The organism is uncultured Psychroserpens sp., from assembly GCF_947501425.1.
Lineage (GTDB): Bacteria > Bacteroidota > Bacteroidia > Flavobacteriales > Flavobacteriaceae > Psychroserpens.
Genome location: NZ_CANMVN010000001.1, coordinates 210,415 through 235,482 on the forward strand (window position 1 = coordinate 210,415; position 25,068 = coordinate 235,482).

Annotated in this window: 21 protein-coding genes and 1 tRNA gene; 9 read left to right on the top strand and 13 right to left on the bottom strand. The window is 34.6% G+C overall.

Annotation, left to right across the window (positions count from 1 at the left end; translation table 11 throughout):
- Positions 1-56: 56 nt before the first annotated feature.
- From Q0951_RS00980 to Q0951_RS00990, 3 genes are all read left to right on the top strand, one after another.
- Positions 57-791, top strand: a complete 735-nt coding sequence (locus tag Q0951_RS00980) for a hypothetical protein (protein ID WP_299333093.1) — start codon at positions 57-59, stop codon at positions 789-791.
- Between the two features lie 108 nt (positions 792-899).
- A complete protein-coding gene (gene rsmI / locus Q0951_RS00985; RefSeq protein ID WP_299333096.1) occupies positions 900-1,571 on the top strand; it encodes a 16S rRNA (cytidine(1402)-2'-O)-methyltransferase in 672 nt (223 codons plus the stop codon).
- The gene (locus tag Q0951_RS00990) at positions 1,571-2,140 is read left to right on the top strand and encodes a uracil-DNA glycosylase family protein (protein ID WP_299333099.1); all 570 of its coding nucleotides are present in this window, start codon (positions 1,571-1,573) and stop codon (positions 2,138-2,140) included. Before rsmI ends, Q0951_RS00990 begins: the two co-directional genes overlap by 1 nt.
- 70 nt (positions 2,141-2,210) lie before the next feature.
- Here the strand turns inward: Q0951_RS00990 and Q0951_RS00995 are convergent, their stop codons facing one another.
- Positions 2,211-2,813, bottom strand: a complete 603-nt coding sequence (locus tag Q0951_RS00995) for a carboxymuconolactone decarboxylase family protein (RefSeq protein WP_299333102.1) — start codon at positions 2,811-2,813, stop codon at positions 2,211-2,213.
- A gap of 41 nt (positions 2,814-2,854) precedes the next feature.
- Positions 2,855-4,375 carry a T9SS type A sorting domain-containing protein gene (locus Q0951_RS01000; RefSeq protein WP_299333105.1) on the bottom strand — a complete coding sequence of 507 codons (1,521 nt, stop codon included), beginning with the start codon at positions 4,373-4,375 and terminating at the stop codon, positions 2,855-2,857.
- Positions 4,376-4,452: 77 nt separating this feature from the next.
- Between Q0951_RS01000 and Q0951_RS01005 the strand changes: the two genes are divergently transcribed.
- From Q0951_RS01005 to Q0951_RS01015, 3 genes are all read left to right on the top strand, one after another.
- On the top strand, positions 4,453-4,875 hold the full coding sequence (locus tag Q0951_RS01005) for an OsmC family protein (RefSeq protein ID WP_299333108.1): 423 nt from the start codon (positions 4,453-4,455) through the stop codon (positions 4,873-4,875).
- 22 nt (positions 4,876-4,897) lie between these two features.
- Positions 4,898-6,586, top strand: a complete 1,689-nt coding sequence (gene recJ, locus Q0951_RS01010) for a single-stranded-DNA-specific exonuclease RecJ (protein WP_299333111.1) — start codon at positions 4,898-4,900, stop codon at positions 6,584-6,586.
- Between the two features lie 116 nt (positions 6,587-6,702).
- Positions 6,703-7,989, top strand: coding sequence for an MFS transporter (locus Q0951_RS01015; protein ID WP_299333114.1), 1,287 nt, complete (start codon positions 6,703-6,705; stop codon positions 7,987-7,989).
- A gap of 1 nt (position 7,990) precedes the next feature.
- On the opposite strand, the gene Q0951_RS01020 is transcribed toward Q0951_RS01015, so the two are convergent.
- From Q0951_RS01020 to Q0951_RS01040, 5 genes are all read right to left on the bottom strand, one after another.
- Positions 7,991-8,749, bottom strand: a complete 759-nt coding sequence (locus Q0951_RS01020) for a UDP-2,3-diacylglucosamine diphosphatase (RefSeq protein ID WP_299333846.1) — start codon at positions 8,747-8,749, stop codon at positions 7,991-7,993.
- 10 nt (positions 8,750-8,759) lie between these two features.
- Positions 8,760-9,212 (bottom strand): 6-carboxytetrahydropterin synthase, encoded by a 453-nt coding sequence (locus Q0951_RS01025; protein ID WP_299333117.1) that lies wholly within the window; start codon positions 9,210-9,212, stop codon positions 8,760-8,762.
- 103 nt (positions 9,213-9,315) lie between these two features.
- A complete protein-coding gene (locus Q0951_RS01030; protein ID WP_299333120.1) occupies positions 9,316-9,471 on the bottom strand; it encodes a hypothetical protein in 156 nt (51 codons plus the stop codon).
- Between the two features lie 27 nt (positions 9,472-9,498).
- Positions 9,499-10,833 carry an MATE family efflux transporter gene (locus tag Q0951_RS01035; RefSeq protein WP_299333123.1) on the bottom strand — a complete coding sequence of 445 codons (1,335 nt, stop codon included), beginning with the start codon at positions 10,831-10,833 and terminating at the stop codon, positions 9,499-9,501.
- Positions 10,830-11,330 (bottom strand): GNAT family N-acetyltransferase, encoded by a 501-nt coding sequence (locus Q0951_RS01040; protein ID WP_299333126.1) that lies wholly within the window; start codon positions 11,328-11,330, stop codon positions 10,830-10,832. The genes Q0951_RS01035 and Q0951_RS01040 overlap by 4 nt, the downstream gene beginning before the upstream one ends.
- Before the next feature lie 54 nt (positions 11,331-11,384).
- Between Q0951_RS01040 and Q0951_RS01045 the strand changes: the two genes are divergently transcribed.
- Positions 11,385-12,179 (top strand): universal stress protein, encoded by a 795-nt coding sequence (locus Q0951_RS01045; protein ID WP_299333129.1) that lies wholly within the window; start codon positions 11,385-11,387, stop codon positions 12,177-12,179.
- Positions 12,180-12,184: 5 nt separating this feature from the next.
- Positions 12,185-12,258: transfer RNA gene (locus Q0951_RS01050), tRNA-Ala, on the top strand.
- A 39-nt stretch (positions 12,259-12,297) separates the two neighbouring features.
- Here Q0951_RS01050 and Q0951_RS01055 read toward each other — a convergent pair.
- The 5 genes from Q0951_RS01055 to Q0951_RS01075 form a co-directional block, all read right to left on the bottom strand.
- Complete coding sequence (locus Q0951_RS01055) at positions 12,298-13,149, bottom strand: alpha/beta hydrolase fold domain-containing protein (protein WP_299333131.1); 852 nt, start codon at positions 13,147-13,149, stop codon at positions 12,298-12,300.
- 2 nt (positions 13,150-13,151) lie between these two features.
- Complete coding sequence (locus Q0951_RS01060; protein WP_367179731.1) at positions 13,152-15,911, bottom strand: PD-(D/E)XK nuclease family protein; 2,760 nt, start codon at positions 15,909-15,911, stop codon at positions 13,152-13,154.
- A gap of 62 nt (positions 15,912-15,973) precedes the next feature.
- Complete coding sequence (locus Q0951_RS01065) at positions 15,974-17,335, bottom strand: OmpA family protein (protein WP_299333133.1); 1,362 nt, start codon at positions 17,333-17,335, stop codon at positions 15,974-15,976.
- 125 nt (positions 17,336-17,460) lie between these two features.
- Entirely contained in the window at positions 17,461-18,654 is a 1,194-nt protein-coding gene (gene kbl, locus Q0951_RS01070) for a glycine C-acetyltransferase (RefSeq protein WP_299333135.1), read from the bottom strand.
- 22 nt (positions 18,655-18,676) lie between these two features.
- Complete coding sequence (locus tag Q0951_RS01075; protein WP_299333137.1) at positions 18,677-21,826, bottom strand: exodeoxyribonuclease V subunit beta; 3,150 nt, start codon at positions 21,824-21,826, stop codon at positions 18,677-18,679.
- A gap of 114 nt (positions 21,827-21,940) precedes the next feature.
- On the opposite strand from Q0951_RS01075, the gene Q0951_RS01080 reads away from it, so the two are divergent.
- A complete protein-coding gene (locus Q0951_RS01080; protein ID WP_299333139.1) occupies positions 21,941-22,549 on the top strand; it encodes a superoxide dismutase in 609 nt (202 codons plus the stop codon).
- A 584-nt stretch (positions 22,550-23,133) separates the two neighbouring features.
- Here the strand turns inward: Q0951_RS01080 and Q0951_RS01085 are convergent.
- On the bottom strand, positions 23,134-25,032 hold the full coding sequence (locus Q0951_RS01085) for an amidophosphoribosyltransferase (protein WP_299333141.1): 1,899 nt from the start codon (positions 25,030-25,032) through the stop codon (positions 23,134-23,136).
- Positions 25,033-25,068: the final 36 nt, after the last annotated feature.

Consider the following 25,068-nt stretch of genomic DNA (forward strand, 5'->3'; position numbering starts at 1 on the left):
GGTGGCGTAAATTTATTAAAAATCAAAAACCTATTTGGGAATAAAAATTAAAAGTTATGAAGAAGAAGCTGGAAGCAGAATTGATGAGCATTGCACACAGGATTTTAAAACTGAAAGGAAAAGAAGATGTTGTAAAAATGCATGCTGAAGTAGCTGTACTTTACGAAAAATTGAGTGTCCTAAAATTTGCAAATGAAAATTTTGAAGGGGACTTACCAACAATTGGGAGTAATTCTTCGTTCTTCGGAATGTTAGATACCGCTTTTAATAATAAAGTAAGTGACAATATAGAGATTGAAGATAAGATTTATGTTAACCTAGATGAGAAAGAAGATGATCATATCTATGAACCAGTTATGGAAAAGATAAAAGATATGGTTGCTCAAATGCCTCAGGAGTCTCAGCAAATAGATGATATGGTTGAAACGGCTGTTGCTGAGCCTAAAAAACATAAAACTCATTTAGAGGATATCACAGCTGGTTTTGAAGAGATTCCTGTTTTTGAGCCTGTATCTGAGGCGAATGAAAACCAGAAAAAATCTTTAAATGACAAACTTAAAAACGGTGGAATAAATATTGGACTTAATGATAAACTGGCCTTTATTAAACACTTATTTGATGGTAAAATTGAAGATTATGAGCGTGTATTATCTCAATTAAAAACTACAAGTTCTAAACATGATGCGTTGCTTCTTATCAATACTATGGTTAAACCAGATTACAATAACTGGGAAGGTAAAGAAGAATTTGAAGAGCGCTTTATAAACATCGTTGAACGCAAGTTTGATTAGATTTCCAAATCAATTGTAGATATTACATAACTATTCTCTTTACTATTTAAAAGTTCACTTAGTTAAGATAAATGAAAACATTGTAAATTTGAAAGGAAATCCCTAACAATGAGTAAACTTTATTTAGTACCAACACCCATAGGAAATTTAAAAGACATGACATTTAGAGCTGTTGAGGTTCTAAATGAAGTTGATTTGATCTTGGCTGAAGATACACGTACTTCCGGAAAATTACTCAAACACTATGAGATTGGAACTCAGATGCAAAGTCACCATATGCACAATGAGCATAAAATGGTGGATCAATTGATTCAAAAATTAAAAAGCGGATTGGCAATTGCGCTAATTAGTGACGCTGGAACACCAGCTATTTCAGATCCTGGATTTCTATTAACAAGAGCCTGTGTTGAACATGATATAGACGTAGAATGTTTACCTGGTGCTACAGCGTTTGTTCCAGCATTAGTTAATTCTGGTTTGCCCAATGATAAGTTTGTATTTGAAGGATTTCTTCCAGTAAAGAAGGGACGACAAACACGACTTAAATTTTTAGCTGAAGAATCTCGAACCATGATCTTTTATGAGAGTCCGCATAAACTGATAAAAACACTCACTAATTTCTGCGAATATTTTGGAGAGGACAGACCAGTATCAGTCTCTCGTGAATTAACAAAACTCTATGAAGAGACCATAAGAGGAACGGCAAAAGATGTTTTAGAGTATTACACTAAAAAGACTCCTAAAGGTGAGATTGTTATTATTGTTGGAGGACAACGCTAATGGAAGATTTACTTCGTGATATACGCCAATGCAAGATCTGTGAACAGCATTTACCCCTAGGTCCACGACCCATAGCTACAGGACATCCAGATTCTAAAATTGTTATTATTGGTCAGGCACCAGGAACGAAAGTACATGCTTCAGGAATTCCTTGGGATGACGCTTCAGGAAAACAGTTACGCAAATGGCTTAACGTGTCTGATACCGATTTTTACGACGAGACCAAATTTGCTATTATACCCATGGGATTTTGTTATCCTGGAAAAGGAAAAAGTGGAGATCTACCACCACGACCAGAGTGTGCACCTCAATGGCATTCATCTTTATTTGATCATATGAATAGCATTGAATTGGTGATTCTAATAGGGATGTATGCCCAGAAATATTATTTAAGAGAACAAGCTAAGCGCACTTTAACAGAGACAGTTGCACATTATGAAGACTATCTTCCTAAGTATTTTGTATTACCACATCCGAGTCCGAGAAATCGATTTTGGCTCAGTAAGAATCCTTGGTTTGACAAGACTGTTTTACCTGAATTGAAACAAATAATAAAAAAGACACTATAAAAAAACCTCTTCATTTCTGAAGAGGTTTATAGCGTATTGTATTACCTGTTACTTTAGGATAAAAGATTATTTAATATTTAGAACCATCATGTTTTCCCACTTCAAATCCGTGTTTCCCTAAATATTGATTTCCACTTTCTATAGCACCTTCTTCCATATCAGTTCCCATAGAATCGTTCCAACGGTTGAGGTAACCGAAAAGCGAGATCACACCGAGCATTTCAACAATTTCGCCTTCACTCCAATGCTCGTATAAACGTTTTTTAATAGTTGCATCTACAGCATTTGGAACCTGAGAAGCCGCTAGGCTAAAATCTAATGCAGCACGCTCAGCCTCAGAAAACGCAGGATGAGTTCTGTAGTCCCAAATATTATCCAATTGTTCTTGTTCTGCGCCATATCGTTCAGCAGCACGAATGGCATGTGCCTGACAGTATCTACAACCTGTTGAGTTACTGGACACCCAAGCAATCATTCGCTTTAGCGCTGAAGTAACTCGACCTTCATTGGCCATGACCGCTTTATTTAAATTGATAAATGCTTTAGAGATGGCTGGGCGACGTTGCATAGTCAATACCGAATTTGGACAAAACCCAAGGGTTTCATTAAAAAATTCGGCAAGTTGTTTTGTTTCTGGATCGTGTTCAGGAGATAAAGGTGTAACTAATGCCATTGATATTTTTCTTAAAGTTTAGAGCTCCAAATTACAAAACTTTAGTTATTTATTAGCACTCGATAAGAAGCATCTAATACTTTTAAAAAATAAACACCATTTGGTAAACTGGAAAGACCAATGTCAGTGGTAAATCCATTCAGTTGTCCTGAGCTAATAACTTTTCCTGTTAAATCAATAACGTCGTATGGTAAGTAATTTAAAACAATTGAGCTTTCAATAGTAAATAATCCACTAGTAGGATTAGGATATAATTTAAGGGTCTTATAATTGAAGTTTTCAACCGAGAGTGTTGTATTATTATAACGCTCAATAACCATATCTTCAATACCAGTGTACCAAGGTGTTGTGCCAAGGCATAAAATTTTACCATTCTCTTGGAGCATAAAATCACTAGCGTAATAGTCTATATCATTTCCTGAGTGATTAAAGCTAGGGTCTTCTGTGCCATCTAAAAGATATCTGTTTAGGTATGGAGCTCCACCACCTTCCATAAAATTAGTAATTTCGCCAAATAGTAAAAGGCGTTGATTGTCTTGTATTATGATTTCAGTTGAGGCGAGATTAGTAATAGTTGGACTTGGTATCAAAATACCATTATTTCCAAAAGACAAGTCTAAAACTCCATCGGTATTAAAACGCATGATTTGGTTGTCAACAAATTCAAAGTTTATATCGTACCGAGAATACAACACAGCTAAATAGTCATTCTCATACACTTCAATTTGACATCTGTATTCTGAATTTAAAGCAATAGATACTATTCCATTGGTTCCAAAAGAGGAGTCTAAACTACCATCAGAATTAAGCCTTATTAATACATTAGAAGACATTCCATTATTTGTGAGAACACCATTTAATAGTATTTTATTATCATTAGAAATAGCAATTGCATTTGATTGAAAGGGTACACCTTCAATATCAAAGGAAACTATTCCGTTTGTTCCAAAAGAGGTGTCGATAGTCCCATTTGATAAAAATCGTCTTAAAGCAAAATCAGTATTATTAGTATCTGAAATTGTTCCTGCTGTATAAATTGTCTCATTGTTAGATATGGTCCAGATAAATAATGCATTATCATCTGGAAAAGGGCTTAAGAGTCCGTTAGTTCCAAACGAAGTGTCAATTGAACCATCTGATAAAAGTTTTGCAATCATTGGGTTCCTCATGCTAGGAATCGAGAAAGGATTTAGAACACCACTGATGAGCATGGAGTCGTCCTGTAATATATTAATATCTTCAAACGTGCTGTCTACTCCAAGATCTTTAAATAAAACACCTGAATTACCAAACGAGCTATCGAGAGTTCCATTAGGTTCTAATTTCAAAACGGTAGGAGTTGTGACATTATTGACATTAGTTTGACCAACTATAAATATGTATCCGCTACTATTTGTAGCAACAGCATAAGCCAATTCATCACCTGTAGAATTAGTTTCAGAAACATCCACTTGAGTACGACCATTGGTTCCAAAGGAGTTATCTAAACTACCGTCTTGAGCAATACCTAGGAAGCTGTTAATTAAAAAAAGGACTATAAAGATTATTTTTATCTTAAGCATATCTAGATATATTAATGCATTGCGTAACTTTACTTCAATATTAAAGATAGATAAATTAATAACAAATTCAATAATTTATGTCACACAAAGTAGTCACACATTGGAAAGGAAATTTACAATTTGATTCTGATAATCCAAGCGGTAAAACATTACTCATGGATACGTCTCCCGAAAATGGTGGTTATAATTCTGGCTTAGCACCAAAAGCTATGATGTTGTCTTCACTTGCAGGTTGTTCTGGATTGGATGTGGTGTCTATTTTAAAAAAGATGAAAGTTCCTTTTTCAGATTTTAGAATTGATACGTATGGAGAATTAACAGATGAGCATCCCAAATATTATAACAAGGTTTCAGTCGAATATCACATGTATGGAGACAACCTTGATAAAGAGAAGATTAAAAAGGCTGTAGATCTTTCTATAGAGAAGTATTGTGGCGTGATGGAAATGTTCAGACAGTTTGCAGAAGTAAAAACGTCCATTCATTATCATAATATATAGCGAAAATTTTCTATATTAGTGTATGCGTTGGACACTTAAACCAAAACCAGATTCTAAAACGGTTATAGAACTGCAGAAAGCACTTCAGGTAGATACTACTGTGGCTAAATTATTGGTGCAAAGAGGCATTACAACTTACGAAGCCGCTAAAACGTTCTTTCGCCCAAGTCTAACAGATTTACATGATCCATTTCTAATGAAAGATATGGACAAAGCGGTTGAGCGTATTGAAGCTGCGCTTCTTAAAGGTGAGAATATTTTAGTTTATGGCGACTATGATGTAGATGGAACCACATCTGTAGCCTTGATGTCTTCCTATTTAAAAACCAAATCAGATCAAATTGCTACTTATATCCCTGATCGTTATGATGAAGGTTATGGCGTATCTTATAAAGGAATTGACTTTGCTCACGACAACGATTTTTCATTAATTATTGCATTAGATTGTGGCGTTAAAGCCATAGACAAAGTAGCTTATGCTTCGGAAAAAGGCATAGATTTTATCATTTGTGATCACCATCGACCAGCAGACAATTTACCAAATGCTATTGCAGTTCTGGATCCAAAACGAGGCGATTGTGATTATCCTTATAAAGAATTATGTGGCTGTGGTGTTGGATTTAAACTAATCCAAGCCTTAGCCTCTAAAGACGGTTTACGTGTTGAAGATTTAGGTGAATATTTAGATTTGGTGGCGACTGCAATAGGCGCAGATATTGTTCCTATTACAGGTGAAAATCGTGCTTTGGCTTATTTCGGTTTGCAAGTTATTAATACCAACCCTCGACCAGGAATAAAAGCGATTATTGCTCAAGTTAAAAAAGAAGAACTTACCATTACTGATGTTGTATTTATAGTAGCCCCTAGAATCAATGCAGCTGGTAGAATGAAACATGGAAACTATGCGGTGAGTTTATTAACCGAAACCGATGAAACACTAGCGAGAACCTACGCTGAAGAAATTAATACATTTAATTTAGACAGAAGAGAGACCGATCAATTAATTACAAAGGAAGCCCTTGCTCAAATTATTGAAAATAAAGAGGAAGATAGGATGACATCTGTTGTATATCACGAATCTTGGCATAAAGGTGTTATTGGTATTGTGGCATCAAGATTAACGGAAACGTATTACAGACCAACACTGGTATTTACTAAGAGCGGAGATAAATTAGCGGCATCAGCGCGATCTGTTTCTGGTTTTGACGTTTACAATGCTTTACAAGCATGTAGTGAACATATTGAACAGTTTGGTGGCCATAAGTATGCTGCTGGATTAACTCTGAAAGAGGAAAATTATGAAGCTTTTAAACAAGCTTTTGAAGATGAGGTCTCTAAAACCATTGACCGCAACTTGTTAACTCCAGAAATTAAAATTGATGCTAAAATTGAGTTATGCGATATCACACCAAAATTCTATAGAATTATTCGTCAGTTTGCTCCATTTGGACCAGGAAATATGACACCTATCTTTATGACTGAAAACCTAAGAGATACGGGTTATGGTAAATGTGTTGGTGAAGATGATAAGCATTTGCGGCTAACTGCCACTCAAGGGCATCAAAACATAGTTGGTATTGGATTTAATTTAGGACAAAAATTAGACTATATCCAAAATAGGAAACCGTTTAATGCTGTTTATTCTATCGATGAAAACCATTGGCAAGGACATGTGAGTTTGCAATTAAAGTTACGCGATATCAAAGCGTAAACCATTCCTAAACTTCAGGCAGTACTAATGAAGATATCAGAATTTATGATTTCAATTTTTCATTTTATTACCACCCACATTTTATCTACCTTTGATACCTACTATAGTCACTAAAATTGTCCAAAAAAGACCCATACGCTGCACTTCGATATCGTGAATTCAACACATTTTTGATTGTGAGATTTGCTTTGATATTTGCATGGACTATGCAATTTATAATTATTGAATGGCAAGTCTACTCGATTACCAAAGATCCATGGTCATTGGGATTAATAGGTTTGATGGAAATTATTCCAGCATTCTCTATGGCACTATTTGCGGGTCATATTGTAGATCAAAAGGAAAAGCGAAACCTATTGGCACTTTGTATTGCTGCATTCTCATTAATTAGTTTGGGATTATTTTTATTAACCTCACCTACTTTAGTTGCCGATTGGTCCTCTAAATATGTATTATACGCTATTTACGCATTAGTATTTTTTGGAGGTTTTCTGCGATCGTTTTTCGGACCAACAATTTTCTCTTTGGTTGCTTTAATTGTTCCAAAGCGTGTATATCCTAATGCAGCAACTTGGAATAGCTCAATACGACAGGTGGCTTCGGTTTTAGGACCTGCTTTTGCAGGTTTTTCAATTCATTGGCTTGGTGAAAATGATCAAATGGGAGTGCATTGGTCATTATTGATTGTTTTTGGTTTGGTCATGTTTTCTTTGCTTGTTCTTTTCCGAATTGGTAAACAACCAATTTTAAACCCTAATATCGGTGAACCAGTCTGGCAAAGTTTAAAGGAAGGAGTGCAGTTTGTTAGAAATTCTAAAGCTATTTTGGGAGCACTTACACTTGATATGGTTGCTGTATTGTTTGGAGGTGCTGTAGCCTTACTTCCCGTTTTTGCTCAGGATATTTTGGAAGTTGGCTCTGAAGGGTTTGGTGTGTTGAGAGCTGCTCCAGCGGTTGGTGCATTTTTAATGATGTTTGTTACCGCTTATTTACCAATTAGCAAAAATGCAGGACTAAAATTGCTAGGTGCTATATTTGGATTTGGTGTATGTATTATTGTTTTTGGACTGTCTTCTGTGTTCTGGATCTCTGTTGTTGCACTGTTCTTTAGTGGTGTTACCGATGGATTATCGATGGTGATTCGTCAAACCATCCTTCAGTTAAAAACACCTGACCATATGAGAGGTCGTGTTTCCTCGGTAAATTCTATGTTTGTTGGATCATCAAATGAATTAGGTGCTTTTGAAAGTGGATTAACAGCCAAACTCATGGGAACAGTAACTGCTGTGGTTTTTGGTGGTACTATGACTTTGATTGTTGTCATTGCAACAGCTATTGGTTCTCCATATTTCAGAAAGTTGGATTTAAGAGCTGATGTTGCAGCCCATGAAAATGAAGAATAGCTTATGACTTGTAAGTTTTCAATGCGAAATGTTTACCATCAAAAACGCCATAGGTATAATAGTCAATCCAGTCTCCGAGATTTACGTATTTAGAGTTGTTCTCTAATGGAACTTCCATAGGTAAGTGCCGATGTCCGTAGATGAAATAGTCGTGATGAGAATCTTTTAGTTTAGATTTGCTGTATAAAATTAACCACTCTTTATCTTCACCTAAATACGTTGCATCATGTTCACCTGAAATCAATTTATTTTTAACCGACATGTATTGTGCAATACGAACACCAATATCGGGATGAAGCCATTTAAAGAACCATTTAAAAACAGGATTGGTAAATACTTTTTTCATTCGTTTATAACCTTTATCGTAAGGCCCTAAACCATCACCATGAGCAATGAAAAAAGAGGTGTTATTGAATGTAAATTCTTGTGGTTTGTGATATACTGGAATATTAAGCTCGTTTTCAAAATAGCCATTCATCCAGAGATCGTGGTTACCCACAAAAAAATAAATTGGGATACCAGAATCACTAATTTCAGCAAGTTTCCCCAGAGTTCTTACAAACCCTTTTGGGACAACGGTTTTATATTCAAACCAAAAATCGAAAAGATCTCCTAATAAGAAAATTGCCGCTGCATCGTGCTTGATCTCATCTAGCCATGCAACAAATTTCTTCTCACGTGGCAAAGACGCCTCTTTATTTGGAGCACCCAAATGATTGTCTGATGCAAAATAAATTTTTTTACCGTCAGGAACTGATATGTGATTCGATTTAGTCATTATCTGAAGCAAACCACTGTGCGTAAGATGTAGCTGTTTCTTGTAGTTTTAAAGAATGTAACTTGATAGTATCTGGTAATCGACTTTTTATTTTTTCAGCAAAATCAATCACCATCATTTCACTAGTAGGTTGATAATCTACTAATAACACATTATGTCCTCTATCGGCTAGCTCTTTAGCGAGTTCAACATGAGGAGTGTTTTTGTTAAATACAGTAGCATGGTCAAAGACATTTACAATCTCTTCTTTGACGATTTTCTTTAGATCACTAAAATCGATAACCATTCCAAACTTTACGTTAGAGGTGTCGGTTATAGGCTGCCCTATTACTGTAACATCTAAGCGGTAACTATGACCATGTACATTTTTACATTTTCCGTCGTAACCATATAATGCGTGTCCGGTTTCAAAAGAAAACTGTTTTGTAATACGAATGTTACTCATTATCTACGTTTGTTTCTATTTATGAAATATACAACAACAAGCACAATTCCTAAAATTAGGAATAATCCGCTTCCGCTAAAAAATGACATGATATCCATAAGAATTATTTTTTCGATTTGTTTTTAAAATATCTGATCACAAAAAATGCTGCAATCAAGATCAAGATATAAGGTAGGTTTTGCCCAATAGCATATCCAATCTCATATCCTGTGCCTTTATCTGGTTCAGTAGAATCCTGTAAAAGATTTATAAAAAGCATATGTTTAATGTGCATTATGTGCCAAAGTTACGTCTTTTGTGAAAGTGACAAAAATAGTTGTCTGAATTTTATAATTAGTGGCACACCTCTGGCTATAATCCAGAATGTTAATGCAATAAATACAGCATATAACTTAAGGTTATAATGATCTAACAAAAATAGAATAGGAATAAATACCAGACCTGTAGATAAAATAAGAAGGTTACGCAAGAACTTCATTTTACCCATACCTTTAAACATACCATCAAAGATAAATGCTAAAGCACAAAATGGTTGCATGGCAAGTACGATCCAAAATATATTATAGAATTCCTTTAGTACCAGAGAGTCATTAGTGAAAATAGAACCAATAAAGTTATAAGTTGCCAACCCTGAAATGGTCAAAATAATACCAACACCAATACCACATTTTATTAAAAAGCGACTTAGCTCAACCAGTTTTTTATAATTTTTTGCACCTAAATACTTTCCGGAGAGTATGTTTCCAGCACTTGCATAACCATCAATAATAAAAGCACCCAAAAACCAGAGATTGATAGCAATGGTATAGGCTGCAATATATTCGGTACCATAAGAGGTGGCAAAGCGTGTTGCAAAATACAATGTGGCATTTAAAGCCAAAGTTCTCACAAAGAGATTGAGAATCATCAAGATAAAATTTTTAATTTCTTCATTAAACGGAAATGTGACTCGTAATGAAATATCTGTCTTTTTCAGTAGAAAGTAAGCCGAACACAATGCCATAGAGACCTGTGCAATGACACTTGCCCAGGCAGCACCTTTGATATGCATTGGATTGATGACACCTTCAATTCCATAGACAAAAGTAAAATCCAGTACAATATTGACAATAGTCCCTATAATAGCGATTATCATAGGATAAAAGGTGTTTTGAAGTCCTCTGAAGGTTCCAAAGATGGCAATGGTGAATAGTGTGAATGGAAACCCGAACACACGTATGCCATAGTAATCGACACTATAATCCAGAATAAGGTCTGAAGCATTATAAAGCTTAAAAATTTGAGATGAAAACGGAAGCGTAGCAATGATGATTAAAATACTGATCGAGGTAATAATAAAGATCGCCTGAGCAGGTAGGTTTTTAACCTTATCCAATTGGTTAGCGCCAAGATGTTGAGACACAATAGACGAAATAGCACTTCGGGTTTGACCTAAAACCCAAATGAGCATTGAGATGAAGGTTCCAACAATACCTACTGCAGCCAGAGATTCGGCAGCATTAAAATCTACATTACCTATGATAGCAGTATCGGTTAAGGATAAGATAGGTTCAGCTACTCCAGAGATTAACGCTGGAATGGCGAGTTTGTTGATATTTTTTAATGTGATATCTGTTTTCAATAGACCAATTCGTAACAATGAAATGGGTGTTCACTTTGCTTCGGAAAATAAATATCACCCAGTTTTTGATAGCCACGAAGTTCGTAAAATTTTTGATTTCTTTTGTTTTGAGAAAAGGTATCTAATCTTACAGAAGAGAAGTTGTTTTGCTTAGCATAATTTTCAGCAAATGACATGAGTTGTTGCGCATACCCTTTTCCTTGGTAATCAGGATGAATGGCTAAACGATGAATATAAATATTATTGTTATTAGGCGTTAACCATTCAATTGGAATATACTCGTCATCCATATGAGTTGAGATTACCACACAGCCACAAACAGCTCTATCTATAATCAAAACATAAAGTTCATCTCTGGCAACATCCTGTTCAAATGCTGTTCGGTTTGGATAGTGCTCATTCCATTGAAAAATACCCTGACCAATCATGTAGATAGCACAAGCTTTGGTCATTTCCATAATGTGATCTATATCCTTTAGTGTTGCTCTACGTATCATTTTAATGGTTACCTTTGCCAAAATTTACACAAAGTTACTTTTAAATATTTGATTATGAAGTCTATTCTTGTTCCAGTTGGATCCTCAAAAAATGCAGAAAGCCATTTACAGTATGCTGTAGATTTTGCTAGAGCTTTTGGTGCCAAACTTTATGTTGTACAAATTTACAATGTATACACAAAAGCAGGTACAATGATAAAGATAGATCATATTTTAGAACGTGAAAGTTTAGCGTTTTTAAATGAGCATGTTGCAAAGATTGATACCAAAGGCGTTGAGGTGATTGTAAAAACGTTTAAAGGAAAACTTATAGACACGTTAGAACTGGTTTGTGAAGCGTTGAATATCGATCTTATTTTGTTAGAACCTCGAACTAATTCTATTAAAGATGAGGTCTATTTAGGAAAAACTTCAGGAAAGATTATTAAACAAACTGAAATTCCTGCATTGATCATCCCTGAAGGCTATGTCTACAAGCCTATTGTAAAAATATTACTAGCGGTTAAGTCGGCTATTATAAAACAAGAGAATGCTTTAACACCATTAAAGGCCATAAAAGATCAGTTTAAATCTGTTGTAAATTTGTTGTTGGTGAAAACACCTTATCATAAAAAAGGCGACTTTGATGTTAATGATGATTTGGCGAGTTTGATCACAAATACGACACATACAGAGAACTCTACAACCTTTCAAGGTGTTCTGGAGCATTATAAGGACAACAATCCTGATTTGTTGTGTGTGGTAAGACGCAAGCGAGGGTTTTTTGTTAAGACATGGGAAAATAATACGATTCTTAAAAAAGACTTTAATAGCAATCTACCAGTACTTGTATTAAGAGGATTAAAATAATAAAAGGGGATGTAGCTCAGCTGGCTAGAGCGTCCCGATGGCATCGGGAAGGTCGTGGGTTCGAGTCCCATCTTCTCCACATCAAGCACAAAATCTGTTTGCAAGCGCCAACGGATTTTTATTTTAAATCAGCTTTTATAAAATCTAAGCTTTTTTCTACAGTAAATTGTAATGTTTCAGGCAACGTATTTGAGCGCCATGGATGACTGGAGCCAAATACATGGTTTGAGTTTTCAACAGGAATAAGTTCAGTATTAGTATTCCATGAATGTAAGGCTTCGGCTTCAGAAAAAGCAACAGAAGGATCGTCTTTTGCATGAATGATCAAAACAGGGACACTAATACGCTCTATAGCTGATTTGATATGTAATCGTTCTTCATTGGCTTTAAAATCTTCATAGAATTGAAAGTTGTGAGGCATTTGCTGCTTTGTTCTTCCGTTTAAAACATATTTCACGCCTTCTTTTCGCCATTGTTCGAGTTCTCCAGAAGTGACTGTTCGTTTTCCAAAATCACAAATACTCGCCCATGTGATGAGTTTAGTAATACCCTTATCTTCAGAAGTTTTAATAATAGAAATCCCACCACCTCTGGAATGACCAATTAAGATGATATGTTCAGGGTTGATGTTATTTTTATATTTAAAATTCTTTGAAAGAATGAAGTTCAATATATCGTCCAGATCATCAAGTTCTTTGGTGTAATTATTTTCAGCAAACGCTTCCAAATCTGGAAAATCAATTGGGTCATCAACAGTTCCGCCATTATGTGAAAAATTAAATTTCACGAAGAAAACATCCTGTTCAGAAAAATATTGAGCAACCAAATCCCAACTTCCCCAATCTTTGAAGCCTTTATAGCCATGACAAAAAACAACTATTGGCTTAGGGTTATTATCATTCTTAAAATAAGCATCCCAAACTATTGGTTTTTTTTCAGCTCGAAATAAAATTTGATTTTTTAACACCATAGTTATACTTCTTTTTCTACAAAATCTGTAGTCATGTCATAAATTTCAGTAATTAGCCGTTTGAGTTCTATTTCAAAAGCAAGTAACGTTTCAGCTGTTATAGTATAATCTTTTGTTTTACTATATGTTGATGGTTTTGTGGCGAATCGAAGTAATCCAGAACTCAGATTTTTGAACGACACAATACCAGCCTCTGCTGGTAATGATATATGATTTCCGTTGTGCATCATATACGCATACATTAGGATTTGAAAGCTTTTACTGTATTTAACATAATCGGTTGTGATGTCTTCCCAGTTAACAATTTCTACTTTACTGGGCTCTACTTTACCTGTTTTATAATCTATTATTCGTGTTATGCCATTATATTTATCAACACGATCAACTTTACCTATTAGATTTATGGTTTTAGAAATTGATTCTACATAAATCGGGAGGGTATTATTGGTTTCAATAGCAATAATTTTAATGCGATTACCTTGTTTGAGATCAGTGATTTCCTGTTGCAGGAAATTTGAAATGTAGCGTTGTGCTATTTCAAAAATAATGAGGTTCTTTCCTCTGGTCATGTCGCCATCTTTGAACTCGATTTTAAAATGGTGAGCGACTTTTGGTTTGATCTTAGCACGCATATCTTTAATATGATCTTCACTAAGAAATTTCCCCTCTAAAGGTTTATAAAAATCTTCAAGTGTGTTGTGAATTACGGTTCCAAGTGTATTGAAAGCTACACTTTCTTCAACATCTTCGTATTGTTTGATACCCAGAATTTTTTCGTAATAAAAGCTAATGGGATTTCGCATATAATTTGTTAAAGACGATGGCGAGAATCCTTTTTGAGCTATTACATCTAAAGTGTTTAAGATTTCAGGTGTTTTTTTAATTTGTTTTAACTGATTTTTTACTGAAGGGACATATGCAGACACAACAGCGTTTTTGATTTTGTGAATACCTTCAACTTCCAACTGCGTAATAAATCTACTTTTTTCACCACCATTGAGAACATCTGGTTCTGTATTGTAGAGAATATATGCGGTTTTAGCACGTTGTAACAAGCGGTAGAAATGGTAGGTGTAAACAGCATCTTTTTCTTTGTATGTTGGAAGCCCATTTTCAATTTTAACATCAAACGGAATAAAAGAGTTGTTGCTTTTTCCTGCAGGTAAAATCCCTTCATTAACTGAAGTAATAATAACGGTTTCAAAATCAAGAACACGAGACTCTAACATTCCCATAATTTGTAGACCTTGTAATGGCTCGCCTTTAAAATCTAAGGTTTCACTTTTGATTAGCTCACGATATAAACTAAAAAGTGTTGCTATTGAATTGATGTGCGAAAACGACGTGTTTAAGGTGCTTAAGGTATTAAATACCTGATGAAAACGATATAAGTATTCTAATGGTAATAAGTTATTTGCTTTATCTTCATCTAGCTTGGCTTTGATCTTTGCAATTAATCTAGAGCAATTTTTGATAGCCTTATTGGTATTATCTTCCCAAACTCCAAACAGCATAGTAATGATATCTTTATGATCTAAGGCGAGTTCTTTTAAATCTTCAATTGACATATAGACTTTATTATTTAATTGAATATGATTTATAATCTGCTCTGCGGTATTACTTGTTTCGTTTTCAAAAAGAGATATGACGTACTGATTTGAAAGAACGTTTATAACATCTTTATAATAAAGTATTGGTTTTAAGGATTTATGAATGCTGAATAGTGTTTCAAATAGTGAGGCTAATGGGATTACTTTCAAAGGTAAACCCATAGTAATGTTTATAGCATTAATAGATTTTGGGATGGAATTGAGCAATGGTAGAAGTAATGTTTCATCTCCAAGAATTACTGCAGTGCTTTGAAGGCTTTTCTTTTCCGCATATATGGCTTCTAACAATTCACCTACATATTTGACCTGACTAATATTTTTTGGAGCACCAATGCACTGTATGTCTTTTTTTAGAGAGTAATGAGATGATATCCAATTGAACTTATGCTTATCAAAATATGTCCAATTCTTCTTATGAGCTCTTGTAAAGAGTCCAGCATCATGAACAGGGTTATCTATGAATGTTTTGTCTATATCCCAATAAATAAGCGCTAAATCTTGTTGTAAAAGTTCTTGAATGATAAGCTCTTCAGCTTTGTTAAGAGCATTGAAACCTACAAAGACAAATAGCTTATTGGTGTTTAAAGCAATATATTGTTCGATGTTGTTAACAGCCTCTCTGTATACTAGGCCTTGATAGCCTTTTTTATTATCCTTTAATTGATTTTGAAGTTGGGCATAATAAGTTTTTAAACGGTTCCAGAATTGCAGATAGTTTTTAATGTATTCTGTTGGTTGTTCTTCCAGGGACCAATGCTCCAGTTCTTTTATCGCTGTTAAATAATCAAATACATGGTTGGGAGGAATGAGATAACGATCTATTTCATTAAAGTCTTGTAAAAGGATCTGAGCCCATTTGGAGAATTTATCAAAAGGTTCTAAATGTGCTTTCGGTGTGTTTTTAAGATAAACATCATAGAACTCAAATAACAATTCAGCATTGGTAGCGTATTGCAGGTCTGAAAGCATCTCCACAAATTCTTCAACCGAAACAATTTCAGGAGAAAAAATAGTTTTATTAATATGCTCAGAGATACTGTGCTTTAAAAATGTACCTGCACGTTTGCTAGGTAATACGAATGTGAGTTGAGAAACATCATAGTTCTTTTCAATTAAATCCAGAATAACGTCGTCTATGAATGTTCTCATCATAGTATAAAAATAAAAAACGCTCCGATATTCGGAGCGCTTTTTTTTATTTATGTTGGATAAACTTAGTTTTTAAGTTTTACCTCTACACGTCTGTTTTCTTTTCTACCGTTTCTAGTTTTGTTAGAAGCAATAGGGTAATCTTCACCAAGACCAGCAGCAGTTAATCTGTCAGCATTGATTCCGTTTGCGATTAAGTAATCTCTAACAGCATTAGCTCTTCTTTCAGATAATCTCTGGTTAGTAGCTTTAGCACCAACACTATCAGTGTGACCTTCGATAGAGAAATTAGCTTTTGGATACTCTTTAAAGATTGCTGTCATAGCTTTTAATACTGCATCAGACTCTTCTTTGATAGATGCTCTACCAGTATCAAATAAGATAGTTCTTGCATAATCGTTTAATTGCTTGATTACTTCTTCGGTAGGAGCAATTTCTGGACATCCGTTGTTAGCAACAGTACCAGCTTCGTTAGGACATTGATCATCTTTGTCTAAAACACCATCACCGTCAGTATCTGGCCAAGGACATCCTTTGTTAGCAGAAGGACCTTTTTCGTTTGGACAGTCATCAGCGTTATCAGCAACTCCGTCACCATCAGCATCTGGACAACCGTTTAAAGCTTTTAAACCAGCAACTGTAGGACAGTCATCGTTTTTGTCAGCAACACCATCGCTATCAGAATCTGGACAACCGTTAAACTCAGCTAAACCAGCTTCATTTGGACAATCATCTTTAGAATCTTCGATACCATCGTTGTCAGAATCTGGACAACCGTTGAATGCTTCTAAACCAGGAACATCTGGACAAGCATCATCTTTGTCATATATACCATCTCCGTCAGTATCTTTACCACCAAATCTAATTGAAAGACCAGCAGAATGTTGCCAGTGCTTAGGTAAGTAATCTTCGAAAGCGTGTTTGTATGTTGTTTGAACGCTTAAACCAAGGTTATCATTAAACCAGTAGTTTAAACCTAATGCACCATTTAAAGTACCTGCTCCAATATCATCAACCCAAGTGTAACCACCACCAACTCCAAGAGTAGGCTCAAGTTTTTCTGAATTGATTAAATCAGCAAAGCTGTAAGAAATGTTACCGTCAGCTGCGTAGTAGTTTAAATCGCTAACTCTAGCGTCACCAACCTTAGTTATTCTGTTGAATGAACCAGCTGCAGTTAAAGTAAATCCGTCACTTAAATATCTAGATACGGCAAATCTCGATAAAGCTGGAACAAAATTGTAGTGGTCATTAGCGTTAAAAAACTCGTCGAAGTAATCACCTAATGGTGCTTCTTCTCCAACAGGATAAAGGTCAACGGCGTTAGTACCGATTTCAAATTTCCATGGGTTGTTTTCGTTTTGTGCAGTGGCATTGAAGCTGCATGCAATCAACAAAGCGAACAATAATCTGCTAAGATTTTTCATATTCTAAATAATTTTAATTTTAAGTGTTAATTAAAGGCAAAAGTAAGTTGTTAAATTTTATTAACAAAGACAAATATATAAAAATATTGATTATTGGTACTAAAATTAAGGAGTTTGGACTGATTTTAAATAATTTCAAGGGTTTTCCCAACCTTTATAAATGCCTCAATTGCCTTATCTAAATGAGCTTTAGTATGCGCAGCAGAGAGTTGCACTCGTATTCTTGCCTTTTCTCTTGGTACCACTGGGAAAAAGAAGCCTATTACATAGATTCCCTCATCAAGTAACATTTTTGCCATGGTTTGTGATAATTTTGCATCATAAAGCATAACAGGTACTATAGCAGAATCTCCATCTATGATATCAAAACCTGCTTCTTTCATGCCTTTTTTGAAATAATTGGTGTTATTCTCTAGTGTGTCTCTTAAAGAAGTGTCATTAGCTAACATATCAAAAACCTTGATGGAAGCACCAACAATAGCTGGAGCTAAGGAGTTGGAGAACAAGTAAGGCCTTGAGCGTTGACGTAAAATTTCTATTACTTCCTTTTTTGCTGTTGTATATCCACCCATTGCTCCACCCATAGCTTTACCTAAGGTTCCAGTGATGATGTCTATACGGCCTAAAACACCTTTTTCCTCGAGTGTTCCTCGTCCAGTTTCACCAATGAAACCAGTTGCATGACATTCATCAATCATAACTAAAGCATCATACTTATCGGCTAAATCGCAGATCTTATCTAAGGGAGCAACTAAACCATCCATAGAAAACACACCATCTGTTACTATAATCTTGAAGCGCGCACCATTCTCATTGGCTGCAATGAGTTGGCGTTCTAAGTCTTCCATATTGTTATTGGCATAACGATAACGTGCTGCTTTGCATAAACGTACACCATCAATAATTGATGCATGATTTAGTGAATCAGAAATGATAGCATCTTCTTTTCCTAATAACGGCTCAAAAACACCACCATTTGCGTCAAATGCTGCTGCATATAATATGGTATCTTCTGTTCCATAAAAATCGGCTATTTTTTGTTCAAGCTCTTTGTGAATGTCTTGTGTTCCGCAAATGAAACGTACTGATGACATACCAAACCCATGAGTATCCATGGTGTCTTTTGCTGCTTGAATAACATCAGGATGTGATGATAGTCCTAAATAATTGTTTGCACAAAAGTTTAAAACAGTTTGTCCGGTACTTAATGTGATTTCTGCTCCTTGAGGAGAGGTAATAATGCGCTCTTCTTTGAAAAGACCATCATTTTTTATAGTTGCAATTTCGTTTTGTAAGTATTCTTGTATCTTTCCGTACATGATTGGCTAATTTTTTACAAATTTAAAATTCTTTTATCACAATATCATCATTAATATAGATGAGTATCTTTTTTGTAACTTCAAAATTCATATCCTCTAAAACGTATTGATAATCGAAGAGCTGTTCTCTGTGTTTAGAGTCTTGTAATCCTGTCTTATAATCAACTATTATAGCTTGGTTCTTACTATTAATAACAATTCTATCAGGCCTCAGTAATTTGCCGTCTTTAGAAATGATATCTTTTTCGTTGTAAATAGTAAGCTTACTATCAAAAAGATAAGTTAATTGCTCATGTTTTAAGATATTGTCTATGATCAGCTTCAATTCTTCAGATTGTTCATTAGTGATAAGTCCTGTATTTAAGAAGTGGTCTAAAGCAAAATCAGTATCCACTTCAGTTTTTATTAATGACATAATTTGGTGCACTAAATTACCTCGTTCTATTGCCTTTTCTTGAACAGTATCCCACAAATACCCTGAATTTGTGATGATATTAAGGTTGTGATCCTCTTTTTTAGTTGATATGAATTGCGTTTGTTCAATTGTATTACTAATCTCTTCTTTGACTTCGGAAGCATGATTAAGATTGCCAAAACTATAGTTCAACTCATTGTCTTTCCACTGCCCTGTGGATTTCAAATAATTGATAAATAATCCTGAATAGTGCGTTAACTTTTCTTGTTTAGACTTGTCAAGGTCATATTCTGAGATCACGTATAATTGTGCAATAGCTCTGGTTAAAACCACATACAATAAATTAATACTGTCTAATTCTAATTGTGATCGGTATTGATTGTATATCTCGGCTCCTTTTTCATTGAATTCTTCCAGATCTTTATTCATATTTAAATACAAATGTGAAAATCCGTTAAATTGTGCCTCATCTACAGGAAACCAGACTTTAGGACTAATATCTGCGTAAATATCTTGATTAGCATAAGGAAATATAACAACTGGAAACTCTAAGCCCTTAGATTTATGAATGGTCATGATTTGTATCGCATCTTTTCCAGAAGGAGAGACAATACTTAGCTTATCATTCTTACGATACCAGTATTCTAAAAACCCTGAAAAACTAGCATTGTACTTCTGAGAGTAATCAAAGACTTCGTCCAAATAGAATTGGATATATGCATTAGAAGTTTCATTTAGATTGAAACCGCGAATAACACTTTCCACAGCTTCATAAATAGGTAACTGTAAAAACTCCAGGTAATTGAATTCAAAACCTAGCTCATGGAGTTTGTCAAATAATACTTTAGCCTTTAAATGGATTAGTTCACTAAAAAACTGATGTGTATCTTCAAGTTCTAATTTGTATTCAGCTATAAAATTTAGAAGCTGGACTTTGACTTCATCATTTTTAGGATGCAAACTCAAAGTGATGATATGATTAATAAATTCAACCTCTGGAGAGTTTTTTAATAATAATGTTTCCGAAGAAATAATATCAATATCCAAATCACTAAGAAACTGAGCAATAGCGATACCTTCTTTAGTTTTCCTAACAATGATGCACATGTCCTTTAAAGCAAAGCCGTTCCGTTGTGCTTTTTTTATAGTGTTTAAAACAGCTTCACATTGCAATTGGTTTTTGTCTTCATTTTTGGTGTCAAGAAATTGAATGTTCACATACCCTTCTTTATCCAAAAACACTTTCTGATTAGCATTTTTGTAGATATGCTGATGTTGAGAATTAGAAAATGCGAAGTCAGCAATATGATTAAAAAACCTATTATTGAACTCAACAACAGTGCGATAACTCCGATAATTAATTGGTAGATTTTTTACTTTTTTTTCAATATGAAACGGATTTCCTTCAGAATACAGATCTATAAACTGTTCTGCTCTTCCGCCTCGCCATCTGTAAATAGCTTGCTTGGCATCACCTACTAGCATAGCTGTTCCTATTTCACCTTTTAAGTTTTGTCCAGTTACAGCATTACTTACTAGCGGAATTAAATTCTCCCATTGAAGCACAGAAGTATCTTGAAACTCATCAATAAAATAGTGTTTAAATTTTTCACCTATACGTTCATAGATAAAGGGTGCAGGTTGTGTTTTGATCTCGTTATTAATGATAGAATTAAATTCAGAAATCAACAATAAGTCGTCTTCATCTTTAATATCCTGAAGTGATTTTGAAATAGCACTCAAGACAGATAATGGTGTGATATTTTTAAGAGCATTATTTAGAAATTTAGAGCTATAAACCAATTGTTTGATGGTAAGATAGCTAGCCTCTATTTCTGGCAGTAAATCGTCTATAGCCCTTGCCTTTTGTTCATCTAATTTGGAGCTATAAATTTTAGTGCGTTCAGCTAAATTTCCTTGTAAGTTATTACTGTATAATCCTGTAAAATTAAGAGCACCAGCTTTTTTGAAATGATTAGGTAGCGTTTGTCTGGTAAAGTCTTCAAACTCTAAACCATTTGATCTAATAGATGTCAAAATAGTCTCTGAGCGGGCAATAATTTGTTGTTCAACCTCTTTTTGTTGTTTTTGTAATTTAGTTTTTAATGCTTTAAAGTCGTCTAATGTTTTATCTTTTAACCTATCTAGGTAAGGAATTTCATTCTCATTGACCAGTAGTTTTGCAATGTTGTTAAAGTCATACGAAATGTCCCAGCTTTTGTCGTCATCAGTCTTCTCAATGGCAAAATCTACCAACACTTTTGTGAGTTCTTCATCACTTCCAGCTTTATCAATGAGTTTGTCTACAGCTTTACCAAGCATGGTTGTTGTATCTAGTTCAACTTCAAAGTTTACAGGAAGTTTGAGGTCGTATGCAAAAGTTCGGATGAGCTTATGGTTAAACTTGTCAATGGTTGAAATATCAAAAGCAGCATAATTGTGAATGATGCGTTCTAGAATCTGTTGAGAATTTCTATGGAGTTGTTTTGGTTCTATTTGTAATTCGTCAACCAGAACTTTAAACATGCTATTTGGTGATTCCAGAATTGAGGCTTCTGAAAATAGTTTAAGCATTTCAATAAGGCGCGCTTTCATTTCGCCAACAGCCTTATTAGTAAATGTAAGAGCAAGAATATATCTAAAGGCTAACTGGCTTTGCGATTGAAATAGAAGTTTGAGATAGTCTTTAACTAACGTAAAGGTTTTTCCGCTTCCTGCAGAGGCATTATAAATAGTTAAAGGGGATTGGTTTTGCACGCTTAAAATTATAAAAACTATCTATGAGTTCATAGGCATTTAATATTTTTAATTGCGCTGTTTTATCCTTAAATTTGGTATCATTAAATATTAACATTTAAAAAACTAAATATTATGGCTTTCGAATTACCGAAATTAAAATATGCATACGACGCATTAGAACCACATATCGATGCGCGCACAATGGAAATACATCACACTAAACATCATAATGGTTATACCACAAAACTAAATGCTGCTATTGAAGGTACAGATTTAGAAGGAAAATCTATAGAAGAGATTTTAGGAAACCTTGATATGGATAACAAAGCTGTTAGAAATAATGGAGGAGGATTTTACAACCACTCTTTATTTTGGGATGTAATGAACCCGGAAGACAGAGGTTATCTTTCTGGAGACTTAAAGGATGCTATTGAAGCAGAGTATGGATCAAAAGATGCGTTTGTTGAAGCATTCAGTAAAGCAGCTGCTACTCAGTTTGGTTCTGGATGGGCTTGGTTGTGTGTTCACAAAGGAGGAAAAGTTGAAATTTGTTCTACACCTAATCAAGATAATCCGTTAATGCCAGGAGTTACTTGTGGTGGAACACCAATATTAGGATTAGATGTTTGGGAACATGCATACTACTTAAACTATCAAAACAGAAGACCAGATTATATTGATGCCTTTTTCAAAGTCGTCAACTGGAATGAAGTTGAAAGACGTTACGCTGAGGCAAAGTAACGACCTAGTGTCATAAATAAACAAAGCAAACTCAATCGGGTTTGCTTTTTTTATACCTCAGAAATACAACTGGACGACAAATCTATTGCGGACTAAAAATGAAAAAAGCCGGACGAGAGTCCGACTTTTTTGCCCCAAATCTACCATAAACTTAACCTACTTATGTTATGGTGAAACAAATATAACAGCACTTTTATTTAATATTTTAATTTATTAGACCAACGACGAATAAATTGGCTTAAACGGAAAAATCAGTGTTTCTGAGGGTTTCGCAATGTGAAATGAATCACAAGTTTACATAATAAGCAAAACGTATTGATTAACAGAAGTTTATAAGCCTTTAAAAAAGAGTGGTAAAAGGAGTAAGCATTTAAAGTTTAAAGGAAGCTTATTTCAATAAAAAAAGGTGAACAGAAGTTCACCTTTTTTTGCCCCAAATCTACCATGAACTTAACCTACTTATGTTATGGTGATACCAATGTATGTGTTATTTAGCTAAAGCCTTATAAATATTAGACGAAATGCACTTTTATCAGGTAAAAAGCACTTTTTTTAGGATAAAGTGCCAAGAATGAGCATTTTATCTAGTAGGCCCTTTCTTTATTTCCTTCATAAAAATTGACGAAAGCTCTGTTGACAACCCTATTTCCTCCGGCTGTTGGATAATTACCTGTAAAGTACCAATCTCCCAGATTTTTTGGACATGCTTCATGTAAGCTTTCAATAGGTTGGAAAATGGTCTTTACTTTAGCTTTAACAGAATCATCAGAAATTAATTCTGCTATTTTATCTGAGATTTGATCAGCTGTAAATTGACTGTATAGGTCTTTGACAAAGTTTTTAACTTCGGTGTCTTTTAGTTCTAATTGTGCTTTACACTTGTGATAAACCTCCTCAACCATATGGTATTTATCATTTTCCTTGAGCAATTCTAACATGGCTCTAAATGCAATGAGGCTTTCGAGATTAGCCATATCAATACCATAACAATCAGGATAACGAATTTGTGGTGCTGAGGATACAACAACAATTTGTTTTGGGTTTAGCCGATCCATCATTTTAATGATACTCTTCTTTAGTGTAGTTCCTCTTACAATACTATCATCAATAATAACTAGGTTGTCTTGAGGTTTGATTACACCATAGGTAACATCGTAAACGTGTGCAACGAGATCATCTCGACTACTATCTTCAGTAATAAATGTTCTCAGTTTTACATCTTTAATAGCAATTTTTTCTATTCGAGGTCTTTCAGATAATATATCTGTGACATGCTGTGCTGATAATTTTCCATTACCATCTAAAATGGCTTTGGTCTTTCGCTCATTAAGATGTTCTTCAACAGTTTCTATCATTCCGAAGAACGATGTTTCTGCAGTATTTGGAATAAAAGAGAATACGGTATTCTTAGTATCAAAGTTAATAGCCTCTAATACTTTTGGCATCAATAATTTTCCTAGTGTTTTTCGCTCTTGATATATTTCAGCGTCACTTCCTCTGGAGAAATAGATACGTTCAAAAGAACAGGCTTTTCGTTCTAAAGGTTCAATGATTTGTTCAATGAAGACTTCACCAGACTTCTTGGTAATGATAGCATGTCCTGGATCTAATTCTTTCACATCATCAAAATCAACATTAAAAACAGTTTGAATTACCGGACGTTCTGATGCGACTACAACCAATTCGTCATCTTCATAATAATAAGCTGGTCTTATACCAGCTGGATCTCTGAGAACAAATGAATCACCATGACCTAAAAGTCCAGCCATAGCATAACCTCCATCCCAATTTTTAGATGCTTTTTTTAAGATCTTAGCAACGTTTAAGCGTTCAGCTATTAAAGGAGAACATTCACTTTTACTATATCCTTCTTTTTTTAATCTCTTATAAATTTTTGCAACAGCATCATCTAAGAAGTGACCGATTTTTTCCATGATTGTAATGGTATCGGCTTTTTCTTTAGGGTGTTGTCCAAGTTCAACCAATCCATCAAATAGTTGGTTTACATTGGTCATATTAAAATTTCCTGCTACGATGAGGTTTCGATGCATCCAATTATTTTGTCTCAAAAATGGATGTACACTTTCAACACTATTTTTACCAAAAGTACCATAACGCACATGCCCTAAAAGTAATTCGCCTATGTAAGGAATGTGTTTTTTTTGCAGAGCTACATTGTTTTGGTATTCTGGGTGTTCCGTTAATTCATCATTGATTCGCTGATTGATTTGGGCAAAAATATCTTGTATGGGTTGTTGAGCAATAGAGCGCACTCGACTTATATATCGTTCTCCCGGAGTTGTGTCTAATTTGATACTTGCAAATCCAGCACCATCTTGTCCGCGATTGTGTTGCTTTTCCATCATGAGGTACATTTTGTTCACGCCATAAAATGCACTTCCATATTTTTCTTTGTAATACTCTAATGGTTTTTTAAGTCTTATGAGTGCAATTCCGCACTCATGCTTTAAAGCATCGCTCATTGTTGTGTTCTTATTTTTGAGTGTTCCAAAATTATA

Excerpts from the sequence above, each read along its gene's own strand:
- Q0951_RS00980 (WP_299333093.1), top strand. The coding sequence starts at position 57 with ATGAAGAAGAAGCTGGAAGCAGAATTGATGAGCATTGCACACAGGATT.
- rsmI (WP_299333096.1), top strand. The coding sequence starts at position 900 with ATGAGTAAACTTTATTTAGTACCAACACCCATAGGAAATTTAAAAGAC.
- Q0951_RS00990 (WP_299333099.1), top strand. The coding sequence starts at position 1,571 with ATGGAAGATTTACTTCGTGATATACGCCAATGCAAGATCTGTGAACAG.
- Q0951_RS00995 (WP_299333102.1), bottom strand. The coding sequence starts at position 2,813 with ATGGCATTAGTTACACCTTTATCTCCTGAACACGATCCAGAAACAAAA.
- Q0951_RS01000 (WP_299333105.1), bottom strand. The coding sequence starts at position 4,375 with ATGCTTAAGATAAAAATAATCTTTATAGTCCTTTTTTTAATTAACAGC.
- Q0951_RS01005 (WP_299333108.1), top strand. The coding sequence starts at position 4,453 with ATGTCACACAAAGTAGTCACACATTGGAAAGGAAATTTACAATTTGAT.
- recJ (WP_299333111.1), top strand. The coding sequence starts at position 4,898 with ATGCGTTGGACACTTAAACCAAAACCAGATTCTAAAACGGTTATAGAA.
- Q0951_RS01025 (WP_299333117.1), bottom strand. The coding sequence starts at position 9,212 with ATGAGTAACATTCGTATTACAAAACAGTTTTCTTTTGAAACCGGACAC.
- Q0951_RS01030 (WP_299333120.1), bottom strand. The coding sequence starts at position 9,471 with ATGCTTTTTATAAATCTTTTACAGGATTCTACTGAACCAGATAAAGGC.
- Q0951_RS01040 (WP_299333126.1), bottom strand. The coding sequence starts at position 11,330 with ATGATACGTAGAGCAACACTAAAGGATATAGATCACATTATGGAAATG.
- Q0951_RS01045 (WP_299333129.1), top strand. The coding sequence starts at position 11,385 with ATGAAGTCTATTCTTGTTCCAGTTGGATCCTCAAAAAATGCAGAAAGC.
- Q0951_RS01055 (WP_299333131.1), bottom strand. The coding sequence starts at position 13,149 with ATGGTGTTAAAAAATCAAATTTTATTTCGAGCTGAAAAAAAACCAATA.
- Q0951_RS01060 (WP_367179731.1), bottom strand. The coding sequence starts at position 15,911 with ATGATGAGAACATTCATAGACGACGTTATTCTGGATTTAATTGAAAAG.
- Q0951_RS01065 (WP_299333133.1), bottom strand. The coding sequence starts at position 17,335 with ATGAAAAATCTTAGCAGATTATTGTTCGCTTTGTTGATTGCATGCAGC.
- kbl (WP_299333135.1), bottom strand. The coding sequence starts at position 18,654 with ATGTACGGAAAGATACAAGAATACTTACAAAACGAAATTGCAACTATA.
- Q0951_RS01080 (WP_299333139.1), top strand. The coding sequence starts at position 21,941 with ATGGCTTTCGAATTACCGAAATTAAAATATGCATACGACGCATTAGAA.
- Q0951_RS01085 (WP_299333141.1), bottom strand. The coding sequence starts at position 25,032 with ATGAGCGATGCTTTAAAGCATGAGTGCGGAATTGCACTCATAAGACTT.